26 protein-coding genes and 3 tRNA genes are annotated in these 24,831 nt (G+C 64.3%); 17 read left to right on the forward strand and 12 right to left on the reverse strand.

Annotation, left to right across the window (positions count from 1 at the left end; genetic code table 11):
- Nucleotides 1–28: 28 nt before the first annotated feature.
- From ACFY5D_RS12380 to ACFY5D_RS12400, 5 genes are all read right to left on the reverse strand, one after another.
- Nucleotides 29–1,471 carry an amino acid permease gene (locus tag ACFY5D_RS12380; RefSeq protein WP_387529972.1) on the reverse strand — a complete coding sequence of 481 codons (1,443 nt, stop codon included), beginning with the start codon at nucleotides 1,469–1,471 and terminating at the stop codon, nucleotides 29–31.
- On the reverse strand, nucleotides 1,464–2,543 hold the full coding sequence (gene hisC / locus ACFY5D_RS12385) for a histidinol-phosphate transaminase (RefSeq protein ID WP_387529975.1): 1,080 nt from the start codon (nucleotides 2,541–2,543) through the stop codon (nucleotides 1,464–1,466). The genes ACFY5D_RS12380 and hisC overlap by 8 nt, the downstream gene beginning before the upstream one ends.
- Nucleotides 2,544–2,681: 138 nt before the next feature.
- A complete protein-coding gene (locus ACFY5D_RS12390; RefSeq protein WP_387529978.1) occupies nucleotides 2,682–3,254 on the reverse strand; it encodes an Lrp/AsnC family transcriptional regulator in 573 nt (190 codons plus the stop codon).
- Between the two features lie 75 nt (nucleotides 3,255–3,329).
- Nucleotides 3,330–4,664 (reverse strand): D-arabinono-1,4-lactone oxidase, encoded by a 1,335-nt coding sequence (locus ACFY5D_RS12395; RefSeq protein ID WP_387529981.1) that lies wholly within the window; start codon nucleotides 4,662–4,664, stop codon nucleotides 3,330–3,332.
- Complete coding sequence (locus ACFY5D_RS12400; RefSeq protein ID WP_387529984.1) at nucleotides 4,661–5,893, reverse strand: alanine racemase; 1,233 nt, start codon at nucleotides 5,891–5,893, stop codon at nucleotides 4,661–4,663. Before ACFY5D_RS12400 ends, ACFY5D_RS12395 begins: the two co-directional genes overlap by 4 nt.
- 115 nt (nucleotides 5,894–6,008) lie before the next feature.
- On the opposite strand from ACFY5D_RS12400, the gene ACFY5D_RS12405 reads away from it, so the two are divergent.
- From ACFY5D_RS12405 to ACFY5D_RS12415, 3 genes are all read left to right on the forward strand, one after another.
- On the forward strand, nucleotides 6,009–6,632 hold the full coding sequence (locus ACFY5D_RS12405; protein ID WP_387529986.1) for an alpha/beta hydrolase: 624 nt from the start codon (nucleotides 6,009–6,011) through the stop codon (nucleotides 6,630–6,632).
- A gap of 174 nt (nucleotides 6,633–6,806) precedes the next feature.
- The gene (locus tag ACFY5D_RS12410; protein WP_387529988.1) at nucleotides 6,807–7,253 is read left to right on the forward strand and encodes a DUF2871 family protein; all 447 of its coding nucleotides are present in this window, start codon (nucleotides 6,807–6,809) and stop codon (nucleotides 7,251–7,253) included.
- Between the two features lie 284 nt (nucleotides 7,254–7,537).
- On the forward strand, nucleotides 7,538–8,386 hold the full coding sequence (locus ACFY5D_RS12415; protein ID WP_387529990.1) for a hypothetical protein: 849 nt from the start codon (nucleotides 7,538–7,540) through the stop codon (nucleotides 8,384–8,386).
- Between the two features lie 12 nt (nucleotides 8,387–8,398).
- Here the strand turns inward: ACFY5D_RS12415 and ACFY5D_RS12420 are convergent, their stop codons facing one another.
- On the reverse strand, nucleotides 8,399–9,670 hold the full coding sequence (locus ACFY5D_RS12420; protein WP_387529992.1) for a DUF445 domain-containing protein: 1,272 nt from the start codon (nucleotides 9,668–9,670) through the stop codon (nucleotides 8,399–8,401).
- A 114-nt stretch (nucleotides 9,671–9,784) separates the two neighbouring features.
- Here ACFY5D_RS12420 and ACFY5D_RS12425 point away from each other — a divergent pair, with 114 nt between their 5' ends.
- Nucleotides 9,785–10,645: a glycerophosphodiester phosphodiesterase gene (locus ACFY5D_RS12425; protein WP_387529994.1), complete on the forward strand. Its 861-nt coding sequence runs from the start codon at nucleotides 9,785–9,787 to the stop codon at nucleotides 10,643–10,645.
- A 52-nt stretch (nucleotides 10,646–10,697) separates the two neighbouring features.
- Nucleotides 10,698–11,372: a hypothetical protein gene (locus tag ACFY5D_RS12430; protein ID WP_387529997.1), complete on the forward strand. Its 675-nt coding sequence runs from the start codon at nucleotides 10,698–10,700 to the stop codon at nucleotides 11,370–11,372.
- A gap of 50 nt (nucleotides 11,373–11,422) precedes the next feature.
- Here ACFY5D_RS12430 and ACFY5D_RS12435 read toward each other — a convergent pair whose 3' ends face one another.
- Nucleotides 11,423–11,977: an HdeD family acid-resistance protein gene (locus ACFY5D_RS12435; protein ID WP_387529999.1), complete on the reverse strand. Its 555-nt coding sequence runs from the start codon at nucleotides 11,975–11,977 to the stop codon at nucleotides 11,423–11,425.
- A 136-nt stretch (nucleotides 11,978–12,113) separates the two neighbouring features.
- Here ACFY5D_RS12435 and ACFY5D_RS12440 point away from each other — a divergent pair, with 136 nt between their 5' ends.
- A complete protein-coding gene (locus ACFY5D_RS12440) occupies nucleotides 12,114–12,824 on the forward strand; it encodes an AzlC family ABC transporter permease (protein WP_387531018.1) in 711 nt (236 codons plus the stop codon).
- Nucleotides 12,821–13,135, forward strand: a complete 315-nt coding sequence (locus ACFY5D_RS12445; protein WP_387530001.1) for an AzlD domain-containing protein — start codon at nucleotides 12,821–12,823, stop codon at nucleotides 13,133–13,135. Before ACFY5D_RS12440 ends, ACFY5D_RS12445 begins: the two co-directional genes overlap by 4 nt.
- Before the next feature lie 27 nt (nucleotides 13,136–13,162).
- Here the strand turns inward: ACFY5D_RS12445 and ACFY5D_RS12450 are convergent, their stop codons facing one another.
- The gene (locus ACFY5D_RS12450; RefSeq protein ID WP_387530004.1) at nucleotides 13,163–13,708 is read right to left on the reverse strand and encodes a hypothetical protein; all 546 of its coding nucleotides are present in this window, start codon (nucleotides 13,706–13,708) and stop codon (nucleotides 13,163–13,165) included.
- Between the two features lie 126 nt (nucleotides 13,709–13,834).
- On the opposite strand from ACFY5D_RS12450, the gene ACFY5D_RS12455 reads away from it, so the two are divergent.
- The 5 genes from ACFY5D_RS12455 (at nucleotide 13,835) to ACFY5D_RS12475 (ending at nucleotide 17,622) form a co-directional block, all read left to right on the forward strand.
- Nucleotides 13,835–14,140 (forward strand): thiamine-binding protein, encoded by a 306-nt coding sequence (locus ACFY5D_RS12455; protein WP_210002672.1) that lies wholly within the window; start codon nucleotides 13,835–13,837, stop codon nucleotides 14,138–14,140.
- A gap of 5 nt (nucleotides 14,141–14,145) precedes the next feature.
- The gene (locus ACFY5D_RS12460) at nucleotides 14,146–14,835 is read left to right on the forward strand and encodes an O-methyltransferase (RefSeq protein WP_387530007.1); all 690 of its coding nucleotides are present in this window, start codon (nucleotides 14,146–14,148) and stop codon (nucleotides 14,833–14,835) included.
- A 66-nt stretch (nucleotides 14,836–14,901) separates the two neighbouring features.
- Nucleotides 14,902–15,423, forward strand: a complete 522-nt coding sequence (locus tag ACFY5D_RS12465; RefSeq protein ID WP_387530009.1) for a GNAT family N-acetyltransferase — start codon at nucleotides 14,902–14,904, stop codon at nucleotides 15,421–15,423.
- Entirely contained in the window at nucleotides 15,416–16,303 is an 888-nt protein-coding gene (locus ACFY5D_RS12470) for a spermidine synthase (RefSeq protein ID WP_387530011.1), read from the forward strand. The genes ACFY5D_RS12465 and ACFY5D_RS12470 overlap by 8 nt, the downstream gene beginning before the upstream one ends.
- 182 nt (nucleotides 16,304–16,485) lie before the next feature.
- Nucleotides 16,486–17,622, forward strand: a complete 1,137-nt coding sequence (locus tag ACFY5D_RS12475; protein ID WP_387530013.1) for a methyltransferase — start codon at nucleotides 16,486–16,488, stop codon at nucleotides 17,620–17,622.
- A 90-nt stretch (nucleotides 17,623–17,712) separates the two neighbouring features.
- Here the strand turns inward: ACFY5D_RS12475 and ACFY5D_RS12480 are convergent, their stop codons facing one another.
- The gene (locus tag ACFY5D_RS12480) at nucleotides 17,713–19,185 is read right to left on the reverse strand and encodes an NCS2 family permease (RefSeq protein ID WP_387530016.1); all 1,473 of its coding nucleotides are present in this window, start codon (nucleotides 19,183–19,185) and stop codon (nucleotides 17,713–17,715) included.
- Nucleotides 19,186–19,354: 169 nt separating this feature from the next.
- Between ACFY5D_RS12480 and ACFY5D_RS12485 the strand changes: the two genes are divergently transcribed.
- The gene (locus ACFY5D_RS12485; protein WP_387530018.1) at nucleotides 19,355–20,326 is read left to right on the forward strand and encodes a universal stress protein; all 972 of its coding nucleotides are present in this window, start codon (nucleotides 19,355–19,357) and stop codon (nucleotides 20,324–20,326) included.
- 128 nt (nucleotides 20,327–20,454) lie between these two features.
- On the opposite strand, the gene ACFY5D_RS12490 is transcribed toward ACFY5D_RS12485, so the two are convergent.
- Nucleotides 20,455–22,044 (reverse strand): NlpC/P60 family protein, encoded by a 1,590-nt coding sequence (locus ACFY5D_RS12490; RefSeq protein WP_387530020.1) that lies wholly within the window; start codon nucleotides 22,042–22,044, stop codon nucleotides 20,455–20,457.
- A 300-nt stretch (nucleotides 22,045–22,344) separates the two neighbouring features.
- Nucleotides 22,345–23,286 carry a C40 family peptidase gene (locus ACFY5D_RS12495; RefSeq protein ID WP_387530022.1) on the reverse strand — a complete coding sequence of 314 codons (942 nt, stop codon included), beginning with the start codon at nucleotides 23,284–23,286 and terminating at the stop codon, nucleotides 22,345–22,347.
- Nucleotides 23,287–23,296: 10 nt separating this feature from the next.
- Between ACFY5D_RS12495 and ACFY5D_RS12500 the strand changes: the two genes are divergently transcribed.
- Entirely contained in the window at nucleotides 23,297–23,587 is a 291-nt protein-coding gene (locus ACFY5D_RS12500) for a hypothetical protein (RefSeq protein ID WP_387530025.1), read from the forward strand.
- A gap of 218 nt (nucleotides 23,588–23,805) precedes the next feature.
- Here ACFY5D_RS12500 and ACFY5D_RS12505 read toward each other — a convergent pair whose 3' ends face one another.
- Nucleotides 23,806–24,177 carry a metallopeptidase family protein gene (locus tag ACFY5D_RS12505; RefSeq protein WP_387530028.1) on the reverse strand — a complete coding sequence of 124 codons (372 nt, stop codon included), beginning with the start codon at nucleotides 24,175–24,177 and terminating at the stop codon, nucleotides 23,806–23,808.
- Between the two features lie 185 nt (nucleotides 24,178–24,362).
- Here ACFY5D_RS12505 and ACFY5D_RS12510 point away from each other — a divergent pair.
- The 3 genes from ACFY5D_RS12510 (at nucleotide 24,363) to ACFY5D_RS12520 (ending at nucleotide 24,720) form a co-directional block, all read left to right on the forward strand.
- A tRNA-Glu gene (locus ACFY5D_RS12510) sits at nucleotides 24,363–24,435 on the forward strand.
- A gap of 80 nt (nucleotides 24,436–24,515) precedes the next feature.
- Nucleotides 24,516–24,589, forward strand: a tRNA-Asp gene (locus ACFY5D_RS12515).
- Nucleotides 24,590–24,644: 55 nt separating this feature from the next.
- Nucleotides 24,645–24,720, forward strand: a tRNA-Phe gene (locus ACFY5D_RS12520).
- The last annotated feature ends 111 nt before the right edge of the window (nucleotides 24,721–24,831 follow it).

Here is a 24,831-nt window from a genome sequence, read left to right on the forward strand (position 1 = left end):
TCCGGCGTTGGCTGCGGTGCCTGCTGTGTCAGGCGCGCTGTCCCGCCTCCGCGGGTGCGGAGGCCTCGCCGGCAGGCAGGCCGTCGCCGGACGCCGGGTCGCCGCCGCCGAGCCTTTTGCGCCGGCGCTGGGCCAGGGCGTTGAGCACGGCAATGGCGAGGATCAATCCGGCGGTGGCGATCAGCTGGGTGCGGCTGGCCGGGTCGAAGAGCGACAACACCACGATGCCCGCGAGCATGGCCAGCGCCAGGATCGACAAGTATGGGAATCCGGGCATACGTACCGGAAGCACAATGCTCGGGTCCCTGTCTGCGCGCCGGCGCAGCACCAGCTGCGACACCGCGATGAAGCCCCAAGTGACCAGCAGGGTGGAACCCACCGCGTTGAGCAGCATCGGCATGACCAGGTCGGGTGCCAGGTAGTTCATGACAACCGCCACGATGCACAGGACCACCGAGCCGAGCACGGCGATGTACGGCGTCTTGTTCTTGTTCCGCACCATCACGACGCGCGGGGCAAGCTTGCGCTCGGAGAGTGAGAGGAGCATGCGAGATGCGGCATATATGTTGGCGTTCATCGCGGAAAGCAGGGCAACGACGACCACGAGCGCCATGATCGTGTCGATCCACGGGATGTGCGCGGCGCCAAGCACGGCGACGAATGGGCCCGCGGCAAGCTCCGGCGAATCCCACGGAAGGACCGCGACCATGACCAGCGCCGAACCGATGTAGAAGACCAGCACGCGCACCAGCACGCCGCGGACGGCCTTGCGGATGCTCCTGCGCGGGTCGTTGCTTTCCGCCGCGGCGATGGCAACGATCTCGATGCCGCCGAAGGCGAAGACGACCATCAGCAAGCCCGCGCACAGGCCCACGATGCCGGTGGGCATGAACCCGCCGTGGGCCACGAGGTTGCTCAGGCCCTTGGCCTCGACGCCCGGCACCAGGCCGAGGACCAGGGCAGCGCCGACGGCGAGGAACACGATGATCGCCGCGACCTTCATGAAGGAGAACCAGAATTCGAACTGGCCGAACTTGGAGACGTGGGCCAGGTTGATGGCCGTCAGCAGCCCCACGAAGATCAGCGACCAGGTTCCCTGCGAAACCCCGGGGATCCAGCCGCCGATGATCGCCGCGGCCCCGGTGGCCTCAGCCGAAATGACGATGACCGCCTGGATCCAGTACAGCCAGCCGATCACCGCGCCGGCGTTCGGGCCCAGCGCCTTGGTGGCGTAGACGGAAAACGAGCCGGACGACGGGTTGGCCGCCGCCATCTCGCCGAGCATGTTCATGATCAGGATGACCAGGAAGCCGGCCAGTGCAAAGGCCAGGATGACGCTGGGCCCGGCCACCGCGACCGCCTGCCCCGAGCCGATGAACAGGCCGGCGCCGATGGCGCCGCCGATGCCCATCATGGTGATCTGCCGGGTGGTGAGGTTGCTGCCGGAACCCGTGGTGGTGCTGTTAGACATGCGCGGGGGACTCCTGCAATGCGGCGATGACGGCGGTGGCGATCAGCGCGTTGGCCTGCACCGATCCGATGGAAATGCGGATCCCCTCGCCGGCGAAGGCGCGGGCCCAGATGCCCGCCGCGCGCAGCGAGGCGTCGACCGCGGCCGTCCGCTCGCCGGTGTTGAGCCAGATGAAGTTCGCGTGCGAATCCTCGAGCTCCACGCCCGCCGCGCGAAGGGCCGCAACCAGCTTGGTGCGCTCGTCGATCAGCGTGTCGATGCGCACCTGCAGTTCGGGTTCGTTTTCCAGGCTCAGCACCGCGGCGCGCTGGGCCAGGGCCGTCACGCCGAACGGGACCGCGGTCTTGCGCAGGTCCTCGGCCACGGCGGCGGGGGCGATGGCGTATCCGATGCGCAGCCCCGCCAGGCCGTAGGCCTTGGAGAAGGTGTGCAGCACCGCGACGTTGGGGTAGCGGCGGAAGAAGTCCAGGCCGATCGCGGAGTCGCCGTGCACGTTGAAGTGCACGTAGGCCTCGTCGATGACGACCAGCACGCGGGCCGGGACCTTGGCCATGAAGGCGTCGACGGCGGCGGAATCCACCACGGTGCCGGTCGGGTTGTTGGGGTTGCAGATGAAGATCAGCGAGGTGCGGTCGGTGATCGCCGCGGCCATGGCCTCGAGGTCGTGGGCGCCCGCGGCGTCCAGCGGAACCATCACGGGGGTCGCCCCGGCGACGTGGGTCAGGATGGGGTACGCCTCGAAGGAGCGCCAGGCGAACATGACTTCGTCGCCGGGGTTGGTCGTCGCGTGGATCAGCTGTCCGGCGACCTCCACGGATCCGGCGCCCAGGGCGATGGTGCCCGGGTCCACGCCAAAGCGTTCGGCCAGCATGCCGACCAATTCGGGGGCCGCTGCGTTGGGGTAGGCATTGATGCTTCCCAGTTCGGTGGCCAGGGCGGTCGTGACTGCGGCCAGCGGCGGGAACGGGTTCTCGTTCGACGAGAGCTTGAACGCCTGCTCGTGCTCGCCGGGGGTGGCCCCCTGCTTGTACGCGGGGATCGCTTGGAGTGAAGTGCGCTGGGCGATTGTCATCGTGCCTCCGTGGAATTTACCGGGGGCGCGTCATCGGTGACGCGCCTCACATAAACTACGAAGCTGGTGTCCGCCGGTCAACTGCCCAGCGAAAGACCATACAGGATGTACACGAAGAGTAGCGATGGCAGCTAAATGCTAGGCATTGTGCCCAGTATTTTTCGTAGCCGAACTTAGCCTACCGCCATTGCGGGGGGAGGGTTCACGCGGGGCGGTTGGCGCCTCCTCGTCGTCCCCGGCGTTCTGCCTGACTGCCTCCCAGGCCAGCGGAAGGGTCCGGTTTTCAAAGTGCGTTTCCAGCACGATCGAGGACGAGGACCTGCTCATTCCCTCGGTCACCGAAATCGCGTCCAGCACCCGCTGCAGGTCCTTGGTCGAACGGGCCACGATCTTCACCAGCATGTCGCTCGAGCCGGACACGGTGTGCATTTCCAGGATCTCGGGGATCTTGGCCAGCTCCGCGGCGACCCCGACCTGCCCGCGCCTCTGCTGGATCCTCAGCGAGCAGAAGGCGGTCACCGGGTACCCCATGGACGTGGGGTCGATGTGCGGTGCAATGCGGGTGATGACCCCGGACTCGTGGAGCCGGTTCAAGCGGTTCTGCACCGTGCCGCGGGCAACGCCGAGCCGCTTGGAGCACTCCATGACCCCGAGGCCGGGTTCGTCGGTGAGCAACTCGATCAAAGACACGTCCAGCGAATCGATTCTCATGCGCCCAGTATGGGTCGTTCGGCGCCGTTGGCGCGAATTCGGGCCGCCCGCACTCCGCGTTGTCGCACTTCCCCCTCAGCGCCCCAGGATGTGCCGCAAATGCTCGTTGAGCATGGCCCCCTGCGGGTCCGAGGCGTCGCGCTGGGCCAGGAATTCGTCGAAGTGCGGATAGGCGGAGGCGAGGTATGCCGAATCCCGGGTGTGCAGCTTGCCCCAGTGGGGCCGCCCGCCGTAGTGCACGAAGACCTGCTCGATCGCCTCGAAGAATTCCCGCGAGGGTTCGCCCGCGTAGCGGTGCACGGCGATGTAGGCGCTTTGCCTGCCCGAGGCGGTGCCCAGCCAGGTGTCGTCGGCGCCGGTGGCCCGAACTTCCAGCGGGAATGAAATCCTCTGCGGGTGGGCCTCGAGGGCCGTGCGGACGGCCGCGAACACCTCGGGCAGCGCGGCCAGTTCCACCGAGTACTCCATTTCGCGGAAGCGCACGCGGCGGGGAGCGACGAAGACCCGCTCGGACTGGTCGGTGTAGCTGCGAACGGCCAGCGCCCTGGCCGCGAGCCGGTTGATCGGCGGCACGGTTGCGGGGATCTTCGCGCCCACCTGGCACAGCGCGGCGAATGCCGCGTTGCCCATCAGCTCGTCGCTGATGAGTCGGCCATGCCACGGCACGGGGTCCAGCGGCGCGTCATCGGGCAGGCGCGTGTTGGTCTTGGCCAGGGCCGTATCCGTGTAGGGGAACCAGTAGAACTCCAGGTGGTCGCTCAACACCACGCGGTCGACAAAGGATTCGAGCATCCCGGCAAGCGGCTCGGGTTCCTCGCGGGCGTGTAGCTTGAAGCGGGGCACGCATTGGAGCGTGATCTCCGTGAGCACGCCCAGGGCGCCCAGGCCAACGCGGGCGGCCTGGAAAAGCCCGGGATTGGAGGCGGGGGAGCACTCGCGTGCCCCGCCGTCCGGCAGGATGATCCGCAGGGCGGTGACGGCCCCGGAGAAGCCGGTGAAGGCAAGGCCCGTTCCGTGGGTCGAGGTGTTGATCGCGCCGGCCAGCGACTGGTGGTCGATGTCGCCCATGTTGGCCAGGGCCAGGCCGTAGGGCTCCAGGAGCCGCCCGATGTCGCGCAGCCTGGTTCCCGCGCGAAAACGGACCTGGTTGGTGATCGGGTCGACGCGGACGATGCCGCTGAAGTGATCCAGCGAGAGCAGGGTCCCTCTGGTTGCCGCGAGGGGCGTGAACGAGTGCGCGCCGCCAACCACCTTCAGGGTGGACCCGGCGTCGATGGCGGCGCCCATGGCGGCGGTGAGTTCGTCTTCGTCCCGCGGCATGGCAACGATTTCGGGGGTGGCCATCGCGCTTGATGCCCAGTTTCGCCAGGTCCCGGATTTCGACAGTCCCGGAATGCGTGGATTCTTCACAGGAAGGCCTTCCCCTCTGCCCGGTAGGTCGGCCAGGAATCAACGATGTGCCCCTGGGAATACACGGCGATTTCCATGAGCCGCTCGGCAACCTCGCCGGCCTTGGCGTGCCGGAAGTACACGGTGTCGCCAAGCTCCAGATCGCGGGCGGCCTCGCCAACCAGGGGCGTCTGCACTTCGCCCGGCCCCTCGGAACCGCGGTACTTCATGCCAAGCGGCCATGCCGGGATGGGCAAACGGTCCTGGCCGGCCGGGCCCGAGGCAACCCAGCCGCCCCCGAGCACCGTGACGGTGGTCGGATCGGGGCGCCTGACCACGTTCATGCCGAAGTAGAGGGCCGGTTTCGGCCGGAAATGCCGGTAGCCGTCGAAAAGCCCGGGACCGACGAGCCCCGAGCCGGCGGCCACCTCCGTCACCGCGGCTTCCCGGGCCGTCGATTCCAGGGAGCCCGTGCCGCCGCCATTGACGAATTCGAGGTCCACGAGCGTCCCCAGCGCGGCGACGGCCTCTGCGCGGCGGGTGAGGATGTCGGCAGCCGACGCCCGCTGCATGGCGCGCACCGCCGAACCCCTGGCCCCCGGTTCGCCGTTGCCCACGCCGGCGATCTGGCCCTCGTAGGCCATGAGCCCGACCAGCCGGAGGTTCTTGCGCCGCAGGATCCGGACGGCGAGCTTGGTGACATCCGCGGCGTTGCGCAAGGGGGAGCGGGCGGCGCCGATGGCGACGCCGCGGACCGGCCGGTAGGAGGCGTCCATGTCGATGGCGACGCGGACCGTCGGGTGGCCGGGTGCCACCCGCGCCAGCAGGTCGAGCTGTTCGATGTCGTCGACCATGAGCGTGACGTTCTCGCGCGCGGTGTCGCTGGCCGTCAGGGCCCGAAGCGCCGAGGCGTCGGCACACGGATATCCCACCACCACGTCGCCGGTTCCGGATTCGGCAAGCCAGATTGCCTCGGGGAGGGTGAACGCCAGGACGCCGGCGAAGCCGGGCTTTCCCAGGGTGTGCTCGAGGGCGCGGCGGATGCGCAGCGACTTGGAAGCGACGCGGATCGGCTTGCCCGTGGCGCGCTGCACCAGGTCCTTGGCATTGGCCTCGAAATGTTCTAGGTCCAGCAGCCCCACCGGACGCGAGACGAGGTTGGCCTCGGCCAGTGCCTCGTCGTACGCCGCGAAGCGGACGGCCGCGGCCAGCTCGCCGGCCCGGTTCCCTGCTGGTTTTGCGTTGAACACGAACTTTCTCCTTAGGCAACCACGCGCAAGTGACCCCCGTCACCACGGGTTGACCTCAACTTACAGCATCCCCGGTTCGAAATGGCGAAGTGAAGCAAGCGGTTACGCTGGGTGCATGGACGAGGCGATCTATTCCCGTGAAGCCGACCAGCGGGGCAACACCGACCTGGTGATCCTGCTGCACGGTTACGGGTCGAACCCCGAGCGCATGCTGCCGTGGTTTTCCGCGCTTCCCGCCGGCGTTACCGGCGCCGCACTCCGCGGGCCGTTGGATGTCGGGGGAGACCGGGGCTGGTTCCTGCTGGACTACTTCCTGGCAAACGATTTCGCCGAAGTGGTTTCCGCCGCCCAGCGGGTTTTCGACTGGCAGGACAGGTACGCAATCGGCTACCGCTCGATCAGCCTGCTGGGCCATTCCCAGGGGATGGCCATGGCAACCACGCTGCACAGGCTTCGCCCGGGGACGTACAGGTCGATCGTCGGGCTCAGCGGGTTTGTGCTGTCCAACGAGCTGTTGAACCTCACCGACAGCGAGCCTGCCCCGGGTAGGGGCGTCCCGTTCTTCTGGGGTCGCGATCCGCAGGACGTGGTGATCAACGTCGACGCGGTGGACTTTACCCGCGACTGGCTGGAGCGGAACACTGCCTTGACGGCACGCCGCTACCCGGGCATGGGGCATGGATTCGGGGCCGACGAGAACAGGGACGTGGCGAGTTTCCTCAGGCACTACCTGCGGTAGGCGGCGGGCATTGGTCGATTCGAGCGAACAATCAACCGGATGGTTGATTCGCCGTCCGTCGTTCCGCGGCAAGGTGGAGGGTGAGACGGTTGTGCTTGAGGCCCGAGAGCCCAACCCGTTGTTTGTTCATCCTGTCGGGCGCCACCGAACGGGAGTGTCACCAAGATGATGCGCATGTTTTACACGGCTTTTGCCTTCGGGATCACCGGGGTTCTCTCCGGCCTCTACTACCGCGAACTGACAAAGAGCCATGACTTTGTGGACCGCTCGGCATCCCAGCTTCCGCTGGTGCACACGCACCTCTTGATCCTGGGATTCATTTTCCTGCTGGTCATCATGGCGCTTGAGAAGGTCTTCAGTATTTCCTCCATCGCACCCCGCGCCTTCACCTGGTTCTACTGGCTGTGGACCGTGGGGGTCGCGTTGACCGGCGGCATGATGCTGGTGAAGGGAACCATGGTCGTTGTTGGTGCCGACGCGAGTTCTGCGGCGTTCGCAGGAACCGCGGGCCTGGGGCACATCGCCCTCACCGTCGCCATCGTGCTGCTTTTCGTGGCAATGCGTGCGGCCGTCAGGAAGAACGTTTCCATCGAGGCCCAAAAGGCTGCACAGGCCGCATAGGTTTCAGCTGATCGAACTGGGCGGGGGTTGGGTGTCGGATGACAGCCAACCCCCGCCCTGTTGGCGCCTAAGGCGACAGGAATCCGTCGTTTGATGGGCGAAGCCAGGTCAATGGCCCTCAGCGGAGCGGCCACCAATCGCATTCTTGCAAGGGGTGCCCGTCGATTGGCAACAATTGGACGCGAACGGTGGGCGGCGGGGATGCCCGCAGGCTTTCCTCGCTTTCGCCCTGCGAATAACACCCGTGCCCGCAAGGCACTGCTGCCCCTAGAGTTGATCCCAGAATGAAAAAGAACCCGATTACCTCCAGCGTTATTGGCCCCGACGGCAAACCCGTGGCGGGAATCCAGGGTGCCATCATGAAGGCCGTGGGCGTCCAGCGGCCGCTCGTCCTGGCCTATCTGCGCCGATTGCGCCGCAGGCACCCCGACTACACCGCGGCGCAACTCGCAAAGCTGGTGGAACGCGACTATCTGTTGGCAATCACGGGTTCTGGCGCGGCCGTAGGCGCCACCGCGGCACTCCCTGTGGTGGGAACCGCCGCCGCCTTGGGTTTTTCTGCCGCAGCGACAGTGGGGTTCCTTGAAGCGAGTGCTCTCTACGGGCAGTCGCTGGCCGAACTCCACGGAATCACCACAGAGAACCCCGACAAGGCGCGCTTGCTTGTCATGGCGATCCTGCTGGGCGACGAGGGCAGTTCCATGATTTCGGCGCTGACCCACCAAGCTGCCGGGCGCGGTGCGGGCCCCATCAAGGGGTGGGCCGCCATGTTTGGCGCCAATAAGCCCGCCAGCCTGTGGAGCACCATGCAGGGAGCCATGCAAAAAACCTTCCTGAAGAAGATGCTGGCAACCCAGGGGGCCTCGATGCTGGGCCGCATCGTTCCTTTCGGAATTGGTGCGGCCATCGGCGGGGTGGGCAACCGCTACCTCGGCAAACGGGTGGTTGAGGCCGCGGGTCTCGCGTTCGGGTCGTTGCCCACCACGATTCCCGGCCAGCTACTGGCCGAGTCCGGGGCAAAATCCACATCCACCGATATGGCAGTCCGGGCAACAAACGCCGAAATGGATGCCGCGTCGGAGGTCGAGGCGAAGATCGAAGCCGAACGGGCGCGCCGCAACAGCGCCGGCTGAAAGTATCCCGATTTAGCGCAGTAGGGCGTTGGCCAAGCTGAAAATAGCCAGTCCGGCCAGCGATCCGACGACGGTGCCGTTGATACGGATGAATTGCAGGTCCCTGCCGACCTGCAGCTCGATCTTGTCGCTGGTTTCCTTGCCGTCCCAGCGTGCCACCGTATCGGTGATCAGCGACGTGATCTGTCCGCGGTAGTTGTCGATGACGTAGCCTGCCGCGTTGGAAACCCACAGGTTCACCTTGGCCGCAAGCTGTTCGTCCCCACTGAGCCTTCGGCCGAGGTCGCGGATCCCGGCAACCATTGACCTGCGCAATTCGGATTCGGGGTTGTTCATCGCATCCACCAGGGCGGCCTTGACCGAGGACCAGCTCGTCGCCGCCAACTCGCGCAGCTGCGGATCTCCCAAAAGCGAATGCTTCAGCGCTTCGACCTTCTCGACCATCAACGGGTCGTTTTGCATGTCCGTGGCGAAGCTCTTGAGCCAGGCATCGATGCTCAAACGCATGGGATGGGTCGGATTGGAGCGGACCCCCGCAACGAACTTGGTCAGTTCCCGGTGGATCTTTTCGCCGAGCAACGCATCCACCAGCGAGGGAACCCACGACGGAGAATGCTGCGACACGGTGGAAATTATCATCCCGCGGTTGACCGCAACCCACCTTTCCGCGCGCTCTGCCAGCAAGTCGATGGCGGGTTTGTGGTGCCCGTCCTCGATGACACGCTGCATGATTCGCCCCAAGGTGGACGACCATTCCGGGGCGAGCATATGTTTTTTGGCAAGGGATTCAATCAGGATCAGGACGTCCCTGTCATCAAGCACTTCAAGAACCGCACCGATCACGGTTGCCGCTTCTTGGGCAACCCGCGTGGCCGATTTTTCCTTCTCCAACCAACGGCCGACGCTGCCTGCCACGTCAAGCTGCTGCAGCTTGACGTCGACGACCTCCCTCGACAGGAAATTCTCCTGGACGAATTCGCCAAGGCTTTCGCCGATCTGGTCCTTCTTGCGTTCAATGATTGCCGTGTGGGGAATCTTCAAGCCCATGGGGTGGCGGAACAGGGCGGTGACGGCGAACCAGTCGGCCAAGGCGCCGACCATTCCACCCTCGGCGGCGGCGCGCACATACTCCAACCACGGGTACCGGTGCTGGAACGCGAAGGCCACGGCAAAGATGACTGCCATGACGATGAGAAGCCCAGTGGCCAGCCGTTTCATGTAGCGCAGCGACGCGGCCTTGGCCGCATTGTTTTCCGCTGCAAGGGACGGTCGGGTAGTTGACATTGGACGTGGCTCCCGCGCCTGAAAGATGGATGGAACAGGATTCCACGATAGTTCACGAGCCGGTGGGCGCGGCCGGGTACGCGCCCACCGGGAGCAGGTTGTAGCGTGAACCCCATGCGCACCCTCGTCTATGCCCATCGCGGATCATCGAAGGCCTATGCCGAAAACACCCGGGCGGCCTACATGCAGGCGCTGCTCGACGGGGCCGACGGAATCGAATGCGACGTGCACCTGAGTTCCGACGGATTCGTGGTCTGCCACCACGACCCCACCGTCGACCGAACCTCAAATTCCACCGGCAGGGTCGGCGAAAAATCGCTGGACCAACTGCGCAACCTGGATTTCTCGTCCTGGAAGAACCCCTCGATTCCAGCGGAATTCGGGGCGATCAACGAACAGCTTGTCACTCTGCGGGAACTAGTGCTGCTCATGCAGAAGTCTGACCGGGCCGTTGGATTGGCCGTGGAGATCAAGCATCCAAGCCCTTTCGGGCGGAGGCTCGAGGATGCAACACTGGCCGAACTCGCGGACCTGGGATGGAACGCCGAGGACTCCATGGTCGGAAAAATCTATGTCACGTTCATGAGTTTCGACCCCGGGTCCGTGCGTTACCTGCTGGAGCGAATTCCCGCTCGGCACGTGTGCCAACTGGTCACCGAAGTGGACGAGGAGTGGATCGACGAACTGGTGCTCGCGGGTGAAACCGATCGTGCCGGCGTCGCCGCGGTCCTGGCACAGGCAATGACCCAGGGCGTAGAGCTGCTGGATTCGGGCGTTCCCCAGCTGGCCGGACCCGGCGTGGCCTATGTGCGCAAGCATCCATCGCTCGTTGAGGCATGGATGCGCCGGGGCGCGACTTTCCGGGTCTGGACCGTCGACGATCCGGAGGACGCGACCTTCCTTGTCAACCTCGGGGTCAAGCAACTGACCAGCAATGTTCCGGCGTTCATCAAGTCGCATCTGGGACTTTCCTGAACATGCAGCGGGTCAGTAAATCTTGGTCCGCCCGAACGCGTAGAATCGCCGCGTGGATCAACAAATAAACGCCTATTACCAAGACACCTACCTCTTTGAATCCGAGGCGCGGGTCATCGCCAACGGAACGGACCCCGAGGGTGCGCCGTGGATTGCCCTGAGCCCGAACATTTTCCACCCGCGAGGCGGCGGGCAGCTCGAAGACACCGGCACCGTAAACGGCCTTGAGGTGAACGTCTCGCGCAACGAGGACGGGCTGGTGATCCTGGGCGGCGCCGGCGCGCTTCCGGTGGGTGCAACCGTAACCTCGGCGGTGGATCCCGACACCAGGCTTCTGCACGCGGCGTTGCACACCGCCGGACACCTTGTCGGCTTTATCGGCGAGGCGCGCAGCTGGGAACACAGCGGACACAGCCATTTCCCGGGACAGGCCCGGCTTGATTTCCGCCCCGAAAGCCTCACCGCGGACTTCTCAACCCCGGAGACCCGGGCGGTTGCCGTCAAGGAACTCCAGGCGGAGCTCGACAAGCTCATCGCAACGTCGGCAAGCGTCTCCACCGCGACGGATTCTCAGGGGGTCCGGACCGTCGCCATTGCCGGCGTAAACGCGGAACCGTGCGGCGGCACCCACGTCAGGGACCTGTCCTGCCTCAAGGACGGCAAGATCCTCGAGGCGAAGGTCAAGCGCGGGGCGCTCAAGGTCCGCTACGAAGCTCTCCACGCCTAAGATCCGGCGAAGTTCCGGTGGGAGCCGGGCTCGCCGGCTCCCTCCGGTGTCTAGGCTGAAGCCGAGCGAAGGGTCTTGAAGCCCTCGAACAACATCGCGAGACCGGCAAGGATCAGGAATGTCGCAATGACCACGAGCATCGCCAAGATGCCCGTGCCAGGCGCAATCACCAGCCACAACCCCAGTGCGAGGGTGATGCCGCCGCTGATCAGCCCCACCCACCAGAACGGGAACACCTTGCGGGCGGCCAGCGCCGAAACCAGCTGGAGAACCCCGAGGGCCAAGGCCCACCAGCCGATGATCAGTACAACAATGATTGCGGTCTTGTTGGGCCAGATCATCGCAACTAGGCCGGCAGCGATGGATACGATGCCCAGGGCAAGCAACCACGGGTTCTTGCTGCCCTTGCTCGATGCGAACCACAGGCCAAGGCTCAGTGCCCCGTCCAAGAGCGTGAAAAGTCCGAAGACAAAGACCGTCGCGGCGACGGTGATGTCTGCCCATGCAAGAATGACCAGGGCAAAAACCACGGCAAGTGCGCCGCGGAGGATCAGGGACCACCCGGTCGGTTTCGCAGGGACAACCACAATCGTTCCTTCAAGCATTGGTTTTCCTTCGTCTTGGGGCGTATCCGGTACAGGCTTCGGTTTTCCAGTCTATGACCGGTGAACTCCCTGGTGTTGCGCCCGCGCCTAATGAAAACCCGTTTTCCATGGCTAAGCTTGGTCTGTGCTTCCCAAAATGACCCCTGCGACCAAGGTAGGCCTGTCCATCGCCGTCGCCACGGGCCTCTACGCCATTTCCTATGGCGCATTGGGCGTTGCCGCGGGGCTCAGTGTTTGGCAGGTATCCGCCTTGAGCCTGCTGATGTTCACCGGCGGTTCGCAGTTCGCCTTCATTGGTGTTGTTGCCGGGGGCGGTGCTCCCGGCGCGGCTTTTGGCGCTGCAACACTGCTCGGGGTGCGCAACGCCGTGTACGGCATGCAGATCAAGTCGATGATCAAGCCCCGCGGTTGGCGCAGGCTTGTTGCGGCGCATGTGACCATCGATGAATCGGTGGCCACGGCCGCGGGGCAGGCCGATCCAGCGGAGCAAAAGCGCGGATTCTGGGTTGCCGGCCTGGGCATATACGTGATGTGGAATATCTTTACCATCGTGGGTGCGCTCCTCGGCGATGCGCTGGGAGATCCCAAGACGTGGGGGCTTGACGGGGCTGCCGTCGCGGCGTTCCTGGGCCTGCTGTGGCCGCGGCTGAAGTCGGCCGAACCCATCGCCATCGCCTCGGTATGTGCACTGGCAACGATCCTTGTGGTTCCCCTGGTGCCGCCGGGCGTGCCCATACTGGTTGCCGCGGTCATCGCGGGCGTCTGGGGTTACTTCGGCAGGGGTCCTTCGGACGAGGGCCTGGAACCCGACGTCGAACCGCACGCCAGCGAAGGGAATGCACCGTGAACGAGTTGTGGTGGTGGATCCTTGCCGGCTGCGCCGCGGCCTACGGGATCAAGATGCTCGGTTTCCTGGTTCCCGAGAAGCTGCTGGAGAACGAAAAAATGACGCGGGCCGCGGGCGCGCTGACCATCGGGCTGTTGGCCTCGCTCACGACGGTGAACGCCGTGGCCAGTGGCGGCAGCGTGGAGTTTGATGCGCGGATCGGGGCACTGGTCGCCGCGGGCATTGCATTGCTTCTGCGCGCGCCGTTCCTGGTGGTCGTGATCGCCGGCGCCGCCGCCGCTGCGTTGTTGCGATTGCTCGGCTGGGGCTAAGCGCGGAAGCCGGCCGGCTCAACATGGCTAGTCGATGATGGTCCGGGCGTCCGGTTCTTGGTAGGCGGCCGCGGAGTACGAGGTTCCGCGGGAAACTGTCAGATCGATTTTCAATGACCTGGTGGCCTCATCGATCGAAAATGCAAACGCCTGTGATACCCCGTCACAGGGGATGCCCATGCCGCCGAGTTCGTCACTGCCGATGTAGATTTCCCCGTCGACACATACAAATTGAACCGTGAGCGTGCCGCTTTCGACCGGCTTTGGCAATCGCAGGGAGCGTTTTGTCTTGGTGGCATCAAGATCGCCCAGCGAAACCGCATTGGCGATCCCTTCGGGGGCAAGGCCCGCAGGATCGGGCAACGATTCCTTGGTGAACGCTTCGGGGGCCTCTTCGGGAATGCCGAAGAGATTTTCGACAGAGGTTTCTTGCCACCCGCTGTCGGACGGAGTTGGCGCCGTTGTGGGAACCGGCGTGGGAGTGAACCCGTCCGCGTTGGTCAGCTGGGTGCATCCCGTGAGTGCAAGCAACAGCACCGGCACGACGGCCCAACGAATTATGCGTTGTGTCATGGCCATCATCCTATGGAGCAGACAGATCCCGGGGCACCCGCGACATGGCCGAATCCGCGAAGGGCGGCGTGCGTCATTCTGACGGGCCGCCGTGACATGCGGGGTGCGCAGTGGCACAGTTGAACCATGATCGTTGCCTTCTCTCTTGCCCCCAGTACCGACAACGCGGACGGTTCGGTCCACGACGCAGTGGCCGCGGCCGTCAAGGTCGTCCGTGATTCGGGACTCCCGAACTCCACCTCCTCGATGTTCACCGAAATCGAAGGGGAATGGGATGAGGTCATGGACGTCATCAAGCGGGCGACGGAGGCCGTCGCGGCCTACGGGTCGCGGGTTTCCCTCGTGCTCAAGGCGGATATCCGCCCCGGCTACAGCGGGGAATTGACAGGAAAAATCGAGCGCCTGGAAAGGGCTCTTGACGCGCAGGAGTAGCTCCCATGGACAGTTCAGCCGAGCCGGTCACGCCAGCCGAGGTAGATGCGTATTTCGTTGAGAAGCTCCTTGACCCGGAGCCCGAAATGGATGCCGCACGCCGGCGGGCGCACGAGGCGGGACTGCCCCGCATTGAAGTCAGCGAAGTCCAGGGAAAATTCCTGATGCTGCTGGCCCAAATTGCCTCGGCCAAGCGCGTCCTGGAAATCGGGACCCTCGGCGGCTACTCAACCACCTGGCTGGCCCGCGGCGTGGGTGCCGACGGGCACGTGGTGACCTGCGAGTTCGAACCCCTGCACGCCAGGGTCGCCGCGGACAACCTTGCCGCGGCCGGGGTTGAAGACCGCGTGGACATCCGGATCGGGGCCGCACTCGATACCCTCGACGCGCTGCTGGCCGAGGGCGGGGAACCCTTTGACCTGATCTTCATCGATGCCGACAAGGAAAACAACGCGCACTACATCCAGTCCGCCATCACCCTGGGCCATCCCGGCAGCGTCATCGTGGTGGACAACGTGGTGCGCGAAGGCGGGGTGCTGCGTCCCGGGGAACCCGTGGACGAGGCCGGCCGCATGCTCAAGGGAGTCCGCGACGGGATCGACATGCTGGGCAGCAATCCCCGACTGGATGCCACGGCCTTGCAGACGGTGGGAGTCAAGGGCTGGGACGGTTTCGCCCTGGCCGTGGTGCGCTGAAGCAGCGATTGGCGGCCCAACGTGCCGCGTTGGGCCGGTTGCGGCAAATACACATAGGCTTGCAGCGTGACTACCGAGACCTACGAGATCCGCCTTGCCACCCCCGAGGACATCAAAGCAACCCTGGGCATGAAGCTCCAGTCCTGGCGCGAAGCCTACAAGGAACAGCGCCCCGAATCCTTCTTTTCCGATGCCGAGGCGCGCCTGGAAATGGAAGCGGACTGGTGGGCCCGCGGATTGGCGCAGGGTGCCGAACTCTGGATTGCCACCGACGGGCAGTCCAACGTCATCGGCGTCGCCGGCGGCGGCCCTGTGGCCGATGACGATTCGGACACCGGAGTGGGCATCGAACTGCAGGTGCTCTACGTCCTGGCCGAGCACCACGGCACCGGCATCGGTGAAAAGCTCCTCGAAACCGTGCTCACCGGTCGAGACGCCGTGCTCTGGGTGCTGGAAGACAACCCCCGCGCCCAGGCGTTCTACGCCAAGCACGGCTTTGCCGCCGACGGCCGCATCGAGGCGCTCGCTGACGCCTGGGCCGGCCTGAACGAAATCCGCATGGTCCGCCGGGGCGCCAACCGTGGCTAAGGGCCGCGGCAAGAATACCAAAAACACGACCAAAAACACGGCAGAGCAACCGGCCGGCAACGAGGCCGCCGACACCGGACCGATCGAGGGAAACTACCCGATCGACACCGGCACGGCCACGCTGGAACGCGACCACTATTCGCCCGAGGGCTGGATCCTCAAGGTCAACGGCGTCCCGTCATCCCACGTGGACCTCGCCGCACCCGAACGCCTGGACTTCGAGTACATGCGCTGGATCGCCGCGCTGATTCGCTCGCGCTTCGCACCGGCGGCCTTCGACGGGAACGAGTCCAAGCTGCGGGCGCTGCACCTGGGCGGGGGCGCCTGCTCGATGGCCCGCTGGGCCGCGGCGACCTACCCGAACGCGCGCCAGGTGGTGGTGGAACTCGACGGAAAACTCGCGGAACTGGTGCGAGCCTGGTTCGACCTGCCGCGCTCCCCGTTGCTGCGGTTGCGCGTGGGGGAGGCCGGGGAAGTGCTGCGGAGCCTGACCGACGCCACCCGCGACCTGGTCATCCGTGACGTGTTCGCCGGGGACCAGACGCCCAAGGACCTGACAACGCTGGAGTTCACGGCGCACGCGGCCCGGGTGCTGGACACCGACGGCCTCTACATCGTCAATTGCGGTGACACCCCGGCGCTGGACAACGCCAAGCGCGAGGCCGCAACCATCGGCTCCGTCTTCAAGTACGTGGCGATCATCGCCGACCCGCCCATGCTCAAGGGCCGGCGCTACGGCAACGTCATCATCGCCGGATCCAACGCACCGATCCCGACGGGCCCCGATTTCACCCGGGAACTGCTCGGCGGCGGGGTTCCGGCCCAGCACTGGGAGGATGCCACGGTCCGGGCCTTCGCCCGCCACGCAACCGCCATCTAGGGCGCATGCGCCGCGACCGTGATCGCCGGCGGAGGTGTCCGGGCCCCGCGCCCCCTATAGGCTTGGAGTGCGTCGAACATTCCTGTTCGACGCGGCCGGCCGGTCCGGCGGATCCGCGAGAGGATTCCGCGGGGTTCGGACGCAGGGCAGATTTTTCAACAGCAGGAGCACCCCCGAACCCCATGAACACACCAACACTTGTTTCCTGGGAACAGGACGGCCAAACCCGGACCGCGCTCTGGTCCTCCTCCAACGGGGCCAAGCCGCCGGCGCGCATCGTCCCTGTCGATGACACCCTCACGGCCGACGAGGCCCACAGGATGGCCGCGCAGGGCGTCGGAATGCTCTGGACCGGCGACTACCACAACGCCCGCCAGCTGCTCAGCGCCATGGGACGCCGCGCGCCCGATGCGGGCAAGCCCAAGCGCAAGGCCGCGGCGGCGACCACCGCCGAACGCTTCTACAAGTACCGGCAGGCCCGCACGCAGCGCTCCCGCATGCTTTCGATGCTTCTGGTCCCCGTCGAGCCCGGGCCCGCCGTGGCGCTGCGCCGGGCCCCGGACGTGGCCGAGGCCTGGGTGAACGCCTTCGGCGAGGTCGGGGAGCCGACGCTTGTCACCCTGCAGGAACTGCTCGGCGCCATCGGCGCCCAGCAGTGGCGGTCCACCGGCCTGCACGTGCCGGCGCTCGGGGCAAAGATCCACCCGCACTACGGCACCTTCGCCCCGGTGCGCGGGGAGTACCTGGACCTGGTGGCGGAGGCGGAACTGCCCGGCACGGACCGCGCCTTCGACATCGGCACCGGAACCGGCGTGCTGGCGGCGATCCTGGCCAAGCGCGGGGTGGCCGAGGTGATCGGCACCGACTCGCAGGAACGCGCAGTCGCCTGCGCCGGCGCGACCTTTGCGGAGCTGGGCCTGGCTGACAGGGCCACGGCGATCGTGTGCGACATGTTTCCGGAAGGGCGTGCCTCGCTGGTGGTCTGCAACCCGCCGTGGCTGCCCGGCACGCCGCAGACGCTGCTGGACTACGCGGTCTACGACCCCAAGTCGCGCATGCTGCGCGAATTCCTCAACGGGCTGCCCGGCCACCTGAGCCCCGGAGGCGAGGGCTGGCTTGTCATCTCCGACCTGGCCGAACGCCTCGGCCTGCGCAGCCGCGAGGAGCTGCTGGGCTGGATTGACGCCGCGGGGCTGGAAGTCGCCGGGCGCTCGGAGACCGTCCCGACCCACGGCCGCAGCGCGGACACCAGCGACCCGTTCCACGCCGAACGCTCGTCGGAAATCACTTCGCTGTGGAAGCTGCGCGTGCGCGGCTAGGCCGGGTTCCGGTTCCCGGAACGCGTTCCCAGACGGCAGAAGCCGGGGAACACCTTGCGGTGTTCCCCGGCTTCCCGGGTTTTGAAGAGGCTACATGCCTATGGCCTGTTCGATGACGCCGATGCCGAAGAAGAGCAGGAACGCCCCGGCGACGGCCCACATCAGCGGGTGCACCTCGCGGGCGCGACCCTGGATCGCGCGGATGAAGACGAAGGCGATGAAGCCGGCGCCGATGCCGTTGGCGATCGAGTAGGTGAACGGCATCAGGATGAAGGTAAGGAACGACGGAATGGCCACGCCCCAGTCGTTCCAGTCGATCTTGCCGACCTGGGAGATCATCATGAAACCGACGACCACCAGGGCCGGGGCGACCGCCTCGAACGGCACCAGGTAGATCAGCGGGGTCAGGAACATCGCCGCGATGAACAGCAGGCCGGTCACGATCGAGGCCAGGCCGGTGCGTGCGCCCTCGCCGATGCCCGCGCCGGACTCGACGTAGATCTGGTTGGAGGACGCCGATGCGCCGCCGCCGACGATGGCGCCCAGGGCGTCCACCAGCAGGACCTTGTCCACGTCCGGGATGTTGCCGTCCTTGTCAACGGTGCCGGCCTCGTTGGCCAGGCCCACCATGGTGCCCATGGCGTCGAAGAAGATCGAGAGCAGAATGACGAAGGCCAGTAGCAGGGCCGCCGTCACGCCGAGGTGCTCGAAGGCGCCGAAGACGTTGACCTGACCCAGCAGGGAAAGGTCGGGAGCCGCCCACTCGGGCAGCGACGGGACGACCAGCGACCAGCCCTGGGGATTGACGTTTCCGGTGGCGGCGTCGAAGGACGGACCGATCTTGAAGACAACCTCAAGGATGTTTGCCAGGATCGCCGAGGCGACGATGCCGATGAGGATCGCTCCCTTGACCTTGCGAACCACCAGGGCGATGGTGAGCAGCAAGCCAAAAACGAACACCAGGATCGGCCAGCCGGCCAGCGTGCCGTCGAAGCCCAGGCCCACCGGGACGGTGGTGCCGGCGGCATCCGGAATGCGTCGTACGAACCCGGCGTTTACCAGGCCGATCAGCGCGATGAACATGCCGATGCCCACCACGATTGCCGTCTTGAGGCTTGCCGGAACGGCGTTGAAGACTGCCGTTCGGAATCCGGTCAACACCAGAATCAGCATGGTGATACCGGAAATCACGACAAGGCCCATGACGTCAGGCCAAGTGAGTGACGGGTTTGTTGCAACGGTGATCGCCACGAACGCGTTGACTCCGAGGCCGGTTGCCATGGCGAACGGATGACGGGCCCAGGCACCCATCAGGATGGTCATGATGCCTGCCACCAGGGCAGTCACGGCGGCCACGCGGGAGAAACCGAGCTCGTCGCCGTTGGCGTCGGCACCCGCCAGGATGAGCGGGTTGAGGACCACGATGTAGCTCATGGCGAAGAACGTGGCAAAGCCGCCACGGATTTCTCGCGAGTAGTTGGAGCCACGCTCGGTGACTTTGAAGTATCGATCAAGACGTGAGACGTCCGTCTTGTTTGAGAGGGAGTGATCCTGTTTGGGCATGGGGGAATTATAGTTCGATTTTACGCCTTTAGGCGAAAGTTCTCGTGGTAATTGCGCCACACCTAATCGCGGATAGACCCACGTCACACTGTGGTGAACAATAGGAGATACGGGCCCCGTACGGGAAAACCCGCGTTGCCTCAGACCGTGACACGTAGGAGTGAAGACGATGAGCGAAAAATCTGTGCCTCAAGAAGACACCGAGGCCATCGAAGGAATCGTCGTTGGTGTCGACGGTTCGGATCAGGGCCTGTGCGCACTCAAGTGGGCGGCCAAGGAAGCCAAGCGGCGTGGCAGCGTTTTGAACATCGTCACCGCGTACACGATCCCGGTATTTGCTGCCTCCTCCATGGATGCCGGTTATGCCACATTGGACGACCAGCTGATCCGCAATGGTGCGGAAGAAGTGGTTCGCCAGGCCCGGGCAACCGTCACCGAGGAAGGCCTGACGGTTCGTACATACATCGAATCGGGGGATCCCTCGGGTGTCCTGCTGGACCTGAGCCGCCAAGCCGAACTCATTGTGGTCGGTACGCGCGGCCGCGGCGGATTTGTCGGGCGCCTGCTCGGATCGGTCTCCAGCGCGCTCCCGGCCCATGCCAAGTGCCCAACGGTGGTTGTGCCAGTCTGTGTTGCAAAACGCCCCGAAGACGATCCTGAAATCCAGGACAGGATTGTCGTGGGCGTGGACGGTTCCGACCGCGCCCGACTGGCCGTGTTGGTCGCGGCCGAAATGGCCGCTGCCCGCGGGTTGTCCATGCGCATTGTTTGCGCCTTGGCTCCGGTCAGCGGCGCCTTGGCCTGGATGCCTGCGACGGTCGACCAAGAGGCCGTCACTGCGGATGTGCGCCACCAAATGAACATCGGCAAGGCCTGGCTGCAAAGCTACTTCCCCGACCTCAAGATCGAGACCGACGTCATCGAGGGCTCTCCGGTTGAGGTGCTGATTCGCGAGTCGCAGACCGCGCGATTGCTGGTGACCGGTTCGCGTGGCCGAGGCGGATTCGCCGGCATGCTGCTGGGCTCCACCAGCCAAGGCGTTCTGCACCACTCGAAGGGCCCGGTGATGGTCGTTCCGGACGGGAAAGACCCCCGCCTGGAAACCCGCCAGCAGTTCGAAGACAGGGCCAACGGGAAGTAGACCTCACGGGGTCGGCGGCTCGGGGGCCTGACGGGCCAAACAAAAGCCAGGAAAAAGTGAAGTCGGCTGCACCGGAAAATTCCGGTGCAGCCGACTTCACTTAACTCCGAGAGCCGGTGGCGGGTCGCCTAGTATCGGCCTGCGTACGGATGCAGGTTGTTGACCCACGACAAGGGGGTCACCGAAATTCCGCTGTTCGGGTTGCGCGCGTGGATGACCTGGCCATCCCCGAGGTAGATGGCCACATGGTAGAACGAGCTTCCGCCGTTGCTCGATGAGAACACGAGGTCGCCGCGGCGAAGCTGGCTCAACGGCACCTTCTTGGGCGCGGCGGCATACTGTTGCGACGAGGTCCGGGGCAGGTAAACGCCGGATTTTGCGAAGGCGGCACCCGTGTAGCTCGAGCAATCGTAGAGGTCCGGCCCGACCGCTCCCAACCTGTAACCCTTGGAATCGTCGTTTGCGATCATGTGCGCCCAGGAAATCGCAGCGTTGAAACTGTTCGACGAAGGAGGAACCGCCTCATCTACCGGCGGCTTGGGCTTCTCTGGTTTCGGGGTCGGAGTCGGCGTCGGGGTTGGCTTTGGCTTTTCCGGTGTGGGCGTTGGTTTCGGCTTTTCCGGCTTTGGCTTTGGTTTTTCCGGGGTCGGTTTTGGCTTTTCCGGTGTGGGCGTCGGCTCCGGCGCTTCCGGAGTCGGTTCGGGCTTCACCGGAGGCTCTTCCGGTTCGGGGACAACGGCTATGTTCTCGGGCGGCTTGGGCTTTGACGGCTTGGGAACCAGCGAATTGCCCTGCGATTGTTCCGTGGGAACCTTTGGCGGTATTGCCAAGGGCTTGATATCTGCAGGTTCGCTGGACTTATCCGAGGCAGGAGGAGTCGACGGGGTGTTGTCGATCAGCTCCTGCAGACGCGCTGCCTCGGCTGCGGCCTCCTTGGCCTCGATTCGCGCAGCCTCTTCCTTGGCATCGACACCCCGCAGGAATGCCAGCTGGCCGATGAGCTCGGAGCGGAGCTTTTCCTGCGGTGCAATCGAAGCCTCGTAGCTGGACATCGTGGAGGATGCCTTGCTTGCTGCGGCCAGCTGGGCCGCAGTGGCCTCGTTCGCGGCAGTTTCCGCAGCATCTGCATAGTCCTGCCATGCCTTCCACAGGGCGACGGCTTCCTCCGCGGTGCTTACGGTGCGCGCACGGTTTGCGGTCAAGGCGCCCATGGTCGATGCCTTGTAGAGGACGTCACTGTCGGCATCGCTGTCGAGCAGGTTGACCACTCCGGGGTTAATTCCGCCGTTGCGGTAGAGGTCGGAGGCAAGCGCGCCCACGTTCTTCTTGCTTGAGGCGAGGTACTCCGTGGCCTTCTCGGCTTCGGAGCGGGCTTCCTTGGCGGTCCGGGCGCGTTCCTCAAGCAATTCATCGGCGGCGAGCAGGCCATCTTGTGCGTCGAGTGCCTGTGCCTCGGCGTTTACGAGCTTCGAGCGTTCTTGCTCAATGGTTGCCTCAAGCTGGTTCACCAGGGCTTGGAGCTGCTCGGGATCGGACTTGGCGGCATTCAACTGGGCTTGTGTCGGCAGGTGCGCTTCGGCCGCGCTCGGTTCCAACGGAAGAACGATGCTGCTCAGGGGCGAAGTCGTTGCCGCTGTAGCTGGACTTGCACCAGTGAGGCAGGTGACAGTCAACGCGATTGCGCAGGCGGCCACGCCCAAGGTTTCCCGGAAAACCATGCCGTGTGTTCCTTACCGCGGCGATCCACTGAAGAATCTCCCGACATACGCGGGAAAAACGGCCCGAAAATGCGGCCTGATCGCTGCTTCCTTTAGCACCATATGGGATATCTATTCCCACTGGCAACATCAGTCTCACAGGTAACAGCAATTACAACGATGTAATTATCCGAGGTTTGGACATAGTAATTTGGGCACCTTTAGGAGAACGCGAAGGCCGCGCTGACTCGGATGATCCGGAACCAGCGCGGCCTTCGATCTGCCAAACGGAATTGCGGCAGAGATATATGGGAGAACTTCTTAGTAGCGTCCCGCGTACTTGTAGATGTTTCGCATTCCTGCGTAGTTCAAGTTGGTTACAGAAATGCCGGCGCTCGGGTTGCGTGCATGGGCGATCTTTCCGCCGCCAACGTAGAGGGCCACATGGTAGAAGGAACGGCCGCCGTTGGAGCTCCAGAAGACCAGGTCACCCTTCTGCATCTTTGAGAGCTTGACTTTCTTGGGTGCTGCTTTGTACTGCGCGCCCGAGGTGCGCTGTAGCTTCTTGCCGGCGGCGGAGAACGCCTTGCCGGTGTAACCGGAGCAATCGAAGTAGGTCGGACCGGTTGCGCCGTAGCGGTACCTGTACTTGTTGTTGCCCGCCACCTTTTTGGCCCAGCTGATCGAAGTGTCGATGCGCTTTGCGCGGGAAATCACGGTTGGGAGCTTGACGGTTGCTCCGGCGATGGAGGCCGTGCCCAGAGCGCCGGTCGACATCGCGACCTTGTCAAGGGTTTCCGGGTCGATGCTTGGGTCATTGACGGGATCGGCAACCGTCTTTTCGGATTCCACCAGCGCAGCCATCAGTTCGGCTTCGCCGCGGCTTTCCGATTCCTTATTCAGGCGGGTGGTTTCAACGGCCACGGATGTGTTGCGGGCCCTTGCTGAGGCGGCCACCAGTTCCGTGCGCTTGGCTCCCAGCTGCCTATTGGCCTGCGCGTAAAGCGACTGTGCCGTGGCGGATAGGGCCGCGACCTTTTGGCGATCAAGTTCGGCTGAACTGGTAGCGAACTTGGAAATCGAGGTGCCGGCCAACGAGGCGGTGTTGGATGAGGCCTTCGCGGCCTCTTCATCGGCAACAAGAACGTTTCCTGCCGCTTCAAGTGCGGCGGCCTCGGCGTCCTGAAGTGCAAGATCAACCCGGAGAATTTGGGAGTCCAGAGATTTTGCGGACTTGGCCGGCGAAATTGAGGCAACAGCCAAGCTTGCGGCGATGTTTTCGATCAGTTCCGTGTTCGTCGCCGAATCGATCGAATTTTCTGTCGGCGACGCGGAAGGTGTTGCTGTCGGGGCCGCTGTTGCGGCGGATGCGAGGACGGAACTTGCTACAAGTGCGGTGCTGGTCGCAATGACCATTTGTCGAAGGATAGACATGGATTTCCCTAACTGCCTTGCAACACAACCAGGTTTTGGAATCGTGGCCGGGCGAACCCTGCTGCAGGACGGTCCTGCCGAGTCGCCGATCGTTCTTGGTCACGGGCTGTGCTACTTCCCCAAGAAGTAGGAGTGGTGGGGTGGCTAATGCAACGAATGCATAACGATCATGCAGGATCGATCAAAGTCTTGTCGAGGCTTAAATCTCGAAATGGTCACGACGGACGCAATTTTCGTGACCTTTTCGTGACCTGATGGCATTTGGAAATCACGGTTTCATGTGGGGTTACGTGCGAATTCATCCGGTGGGGCGCGGATCACAAAATTATTTTTTGGATTTGATGCGCTTTAGCCCCAGCCGAGCTCATGGAGGCGCTGATCGTCGATTCCGAAGTGGTGGGCGATTTCATGGACCACCGTGATTCCCACTTCTTCGACAACCTGCTTTTCGGATGAGCAGATCTCCAGGATCGCGTCCTTGTAAATGGTGATCCGATCCGGAAGGGCCCCGGCTCCCCATCCTCCATCCCGTTCCGTCAGTGAGGTTCCCTCGTAGAGCCCCAGCAATTTGGTGTCCGGGGCCCCGCCGGGCATCGGGGTGTAGGAATCCTCGATAAAAATGACGACGTTGTCCATCAGGGCCAAAAGGTTGGCCGGAATCTCGTCCAGGGCCCTTTCTGCGAGCCGTTCAAATTCGTCATCAGTCATTTCGAAAGCCATGAATTGAACTCTATCCGTAGGCTCTGGGGTGCGTCCGCGGAATCAATCGACGTGAAAACCCTTGAGTTTTCGGGGTTTTTGTGGATTTTGGACCCGCGGGGAACGCTCGTTTTGCGCGATCGGATTTTTACCTCTATAGTTATTGGAGTCCACTGCGGCGGAGAAATTCAACGCAGAGGTTCCTGGCCCCCATCGTCTAGCGGCCTAGGACACTGCCCTTTCACGGCAGCGGCACGGGTTCGAATCCCGTTGGGGGTACGCATGAAATGCGGATTTTACAAGAGCGAAAAGCTCTGGTAGAGTTCTTGTCTTGTGAGCGAGGGAGACTTCGCAAGTAAGGCCCTGTAGCGCAGTTGGTTAGCGCGCCGCCCTGTCACGGCGGAGGTCGCGGGTTCAAGTCCCGTCAGGGTCGCTTTGGTTTTCTGGTTCGCCGGAAGATCGGGTGATCATCTAGCCTGATGATGCCAGGCTCTGTAGCTCAGTTGGTAGAGCGTTCGACTGAAAATCGAAAGGTCACCGGATCGACGCCGGTCGGAGCCACCATCTAAAACCCCCTTGGAAACAAGGGGGTTTTTGCTTTAACAAACTACTCGGGAATTCCGATCCGAGTTCCGCGACGTTCGATTGGCCGGCCACGGGAGGGTTGCGCCGGAA

Origin of the sequence: Paeniglutamicibacter sp. NPDC012692 (assembly GCF_042901625.1) — a bacterium.
Lineage (GTDB): Bacteria > Actinomycetota > Actinomycetes > Actinomycetales > Micrococcaceae > Paeniglutamicibacter.

What these genes read in the sequence shown, in the direction of transcription:
- ACFY5D_RS12380 (WP_387529972.1), bottom strand. Translation starts at nt 1,471, where the DNA reads ATGTCTAACAGCACCACCACGGGTTCCGGCAGCAACCTCACCACCCGG.
- hisC (WP_387529975.1), bottom strand. Translation starts at nt 2,543, where the DNA reads ATGACAATCGCCCAGCGCACTTCACTCCAAGCGATCCCCGCGTACAAG.
- ACFY5D_RS12390 (WP_387529978.1), bottom strand. Translation starts at nt 3,254, where the DNA reads ATGAGAATCGATTCGCTGGACGTGTCTTTGATCGAGTTGCTCACCGAC.
- ACFY5D_RS12405 (WP_387529986.1), top strand. Translation starts at nt 6,009, where the DNA reads ATGGACGAGGCGATCTATTCCCGTGAAGCCGACCAGCGGGGCAACACC.
- ACFY5D_RS12410 (WP_387529988.1), top strand. Translation starts at nt 6,807, where the DNA reads ATGTTTTACACGGCTTTTGCCTTCGGGATCACCGGGGTTCTCTCCGGC.
- ACFY5D_RS12415 (WP_387529990.1), top strand. Translation starts at nt 7,538, where the DNA reads ATGAAAAAGAACCCGATTACCTCCAGCGTTATTGGCCCCGACGGCAAA.
- ACFY5D_RS12420 (WP_387529992.1), bottom strand. Translation starts at nt 9,670, where the DNA reads ATGTCAACTACCCGACCGTCCCTTGCAGCGGAAAACAATGCGGCCAAG.
- ACFY5D_RS12425 (WP_387529994.1), top strand. Translation starts at nt 9,785, where the DNA reads ATGCGCACCCTCGTCTATGCCCATCGCGGATCATCGAAGGCCTATGCC.
- ACFY5D_RS12435 (WP_387529999.1), bottom strand. Translation starts at nt 11,977, where the DNA reads ATGCTTGAAGGAACGATTGTGGTTGTCCCTGCGAAACCGACCGGGTGG.
- ACFY5D_RS12440 (WP_387531018.1), top strand. Translation starts at nt 12,114, where the DNA reads ATGACCCCTGCGACCAAGGTAGGCCTGTCCATCGCCGTCGCCACGGGC.
- ACFY5D_RS12450 (WP_387530004.1), bottom strand. Translation starts at nt 13,708, where the DNA reads ATGACACAACGCATAATTCGTTGGGCCGTCGTGCCGGTGCTGTTGCTT.
- ACFY5D_RS12455 (WP_210002672.1), top strand. Translation starts at nt 13,835, where the DNA reads ATGATCGTTGCCTTCTCTCTTGCCCCCAGTACCGACAACGCGGACGGT.
- ACFY5D_RS12460 (WP_387530007.1), top strand. Translation starts at nt 14,146, where the DNA reads ATGGACAGTTCAGCCGAGCCGGTCACGCCAGCCGAGGTAGATGCGTAT.
- ACFY5D_RS12475 (WP_387530013.1), top strand. Translation starts at nt 16,486, where the DNA reads ATGAACACACCAACACTTGTTTCCTGGGAACAGGACGGCCAAACCCGG.
- ACFY5D_RS12480 (WP_387530016.1), bottom strand. Translation starts at nt 19,185, where the DNA reads ATGCCCAAACAGGATCACTCCCTCTCAAACAAGACGGACGTCTCACGT.
- ACFY5D_RS12485 (WP_387530018.1), top strand. Translation starts at nt 19,355, where the DNA reads ATGAGCGAAAAATCTGTGCCTCAAGAAGACACCGAGGCCATCGAAGGA.
- ACFY5D_RS12490 (WP_387530020.1), bottom strand. Translation starts at nt 22,044, where the DNA reads ATGGTTTTCCGGGAAACCTTGGGCGTGGCCGCCTGCGCAATCGCGTTG.
- ACFY5D_RS12500 (WP_387530025.1), top strand. Translation starts at nt 23,297, where the DNA reads ATGTTTTCGATCAGTTCCGTGTTCGTCGCCGAATCGATCGAATTTTCT.
- ACFY5D_RS12505 (WP_387530028.1), bottom strand. Translation starts at nt 24,177, where the DNA reads ATGGCTTTCGAAATGACTGATGACGAATTTGAACGGCTCGCAGAAAGG.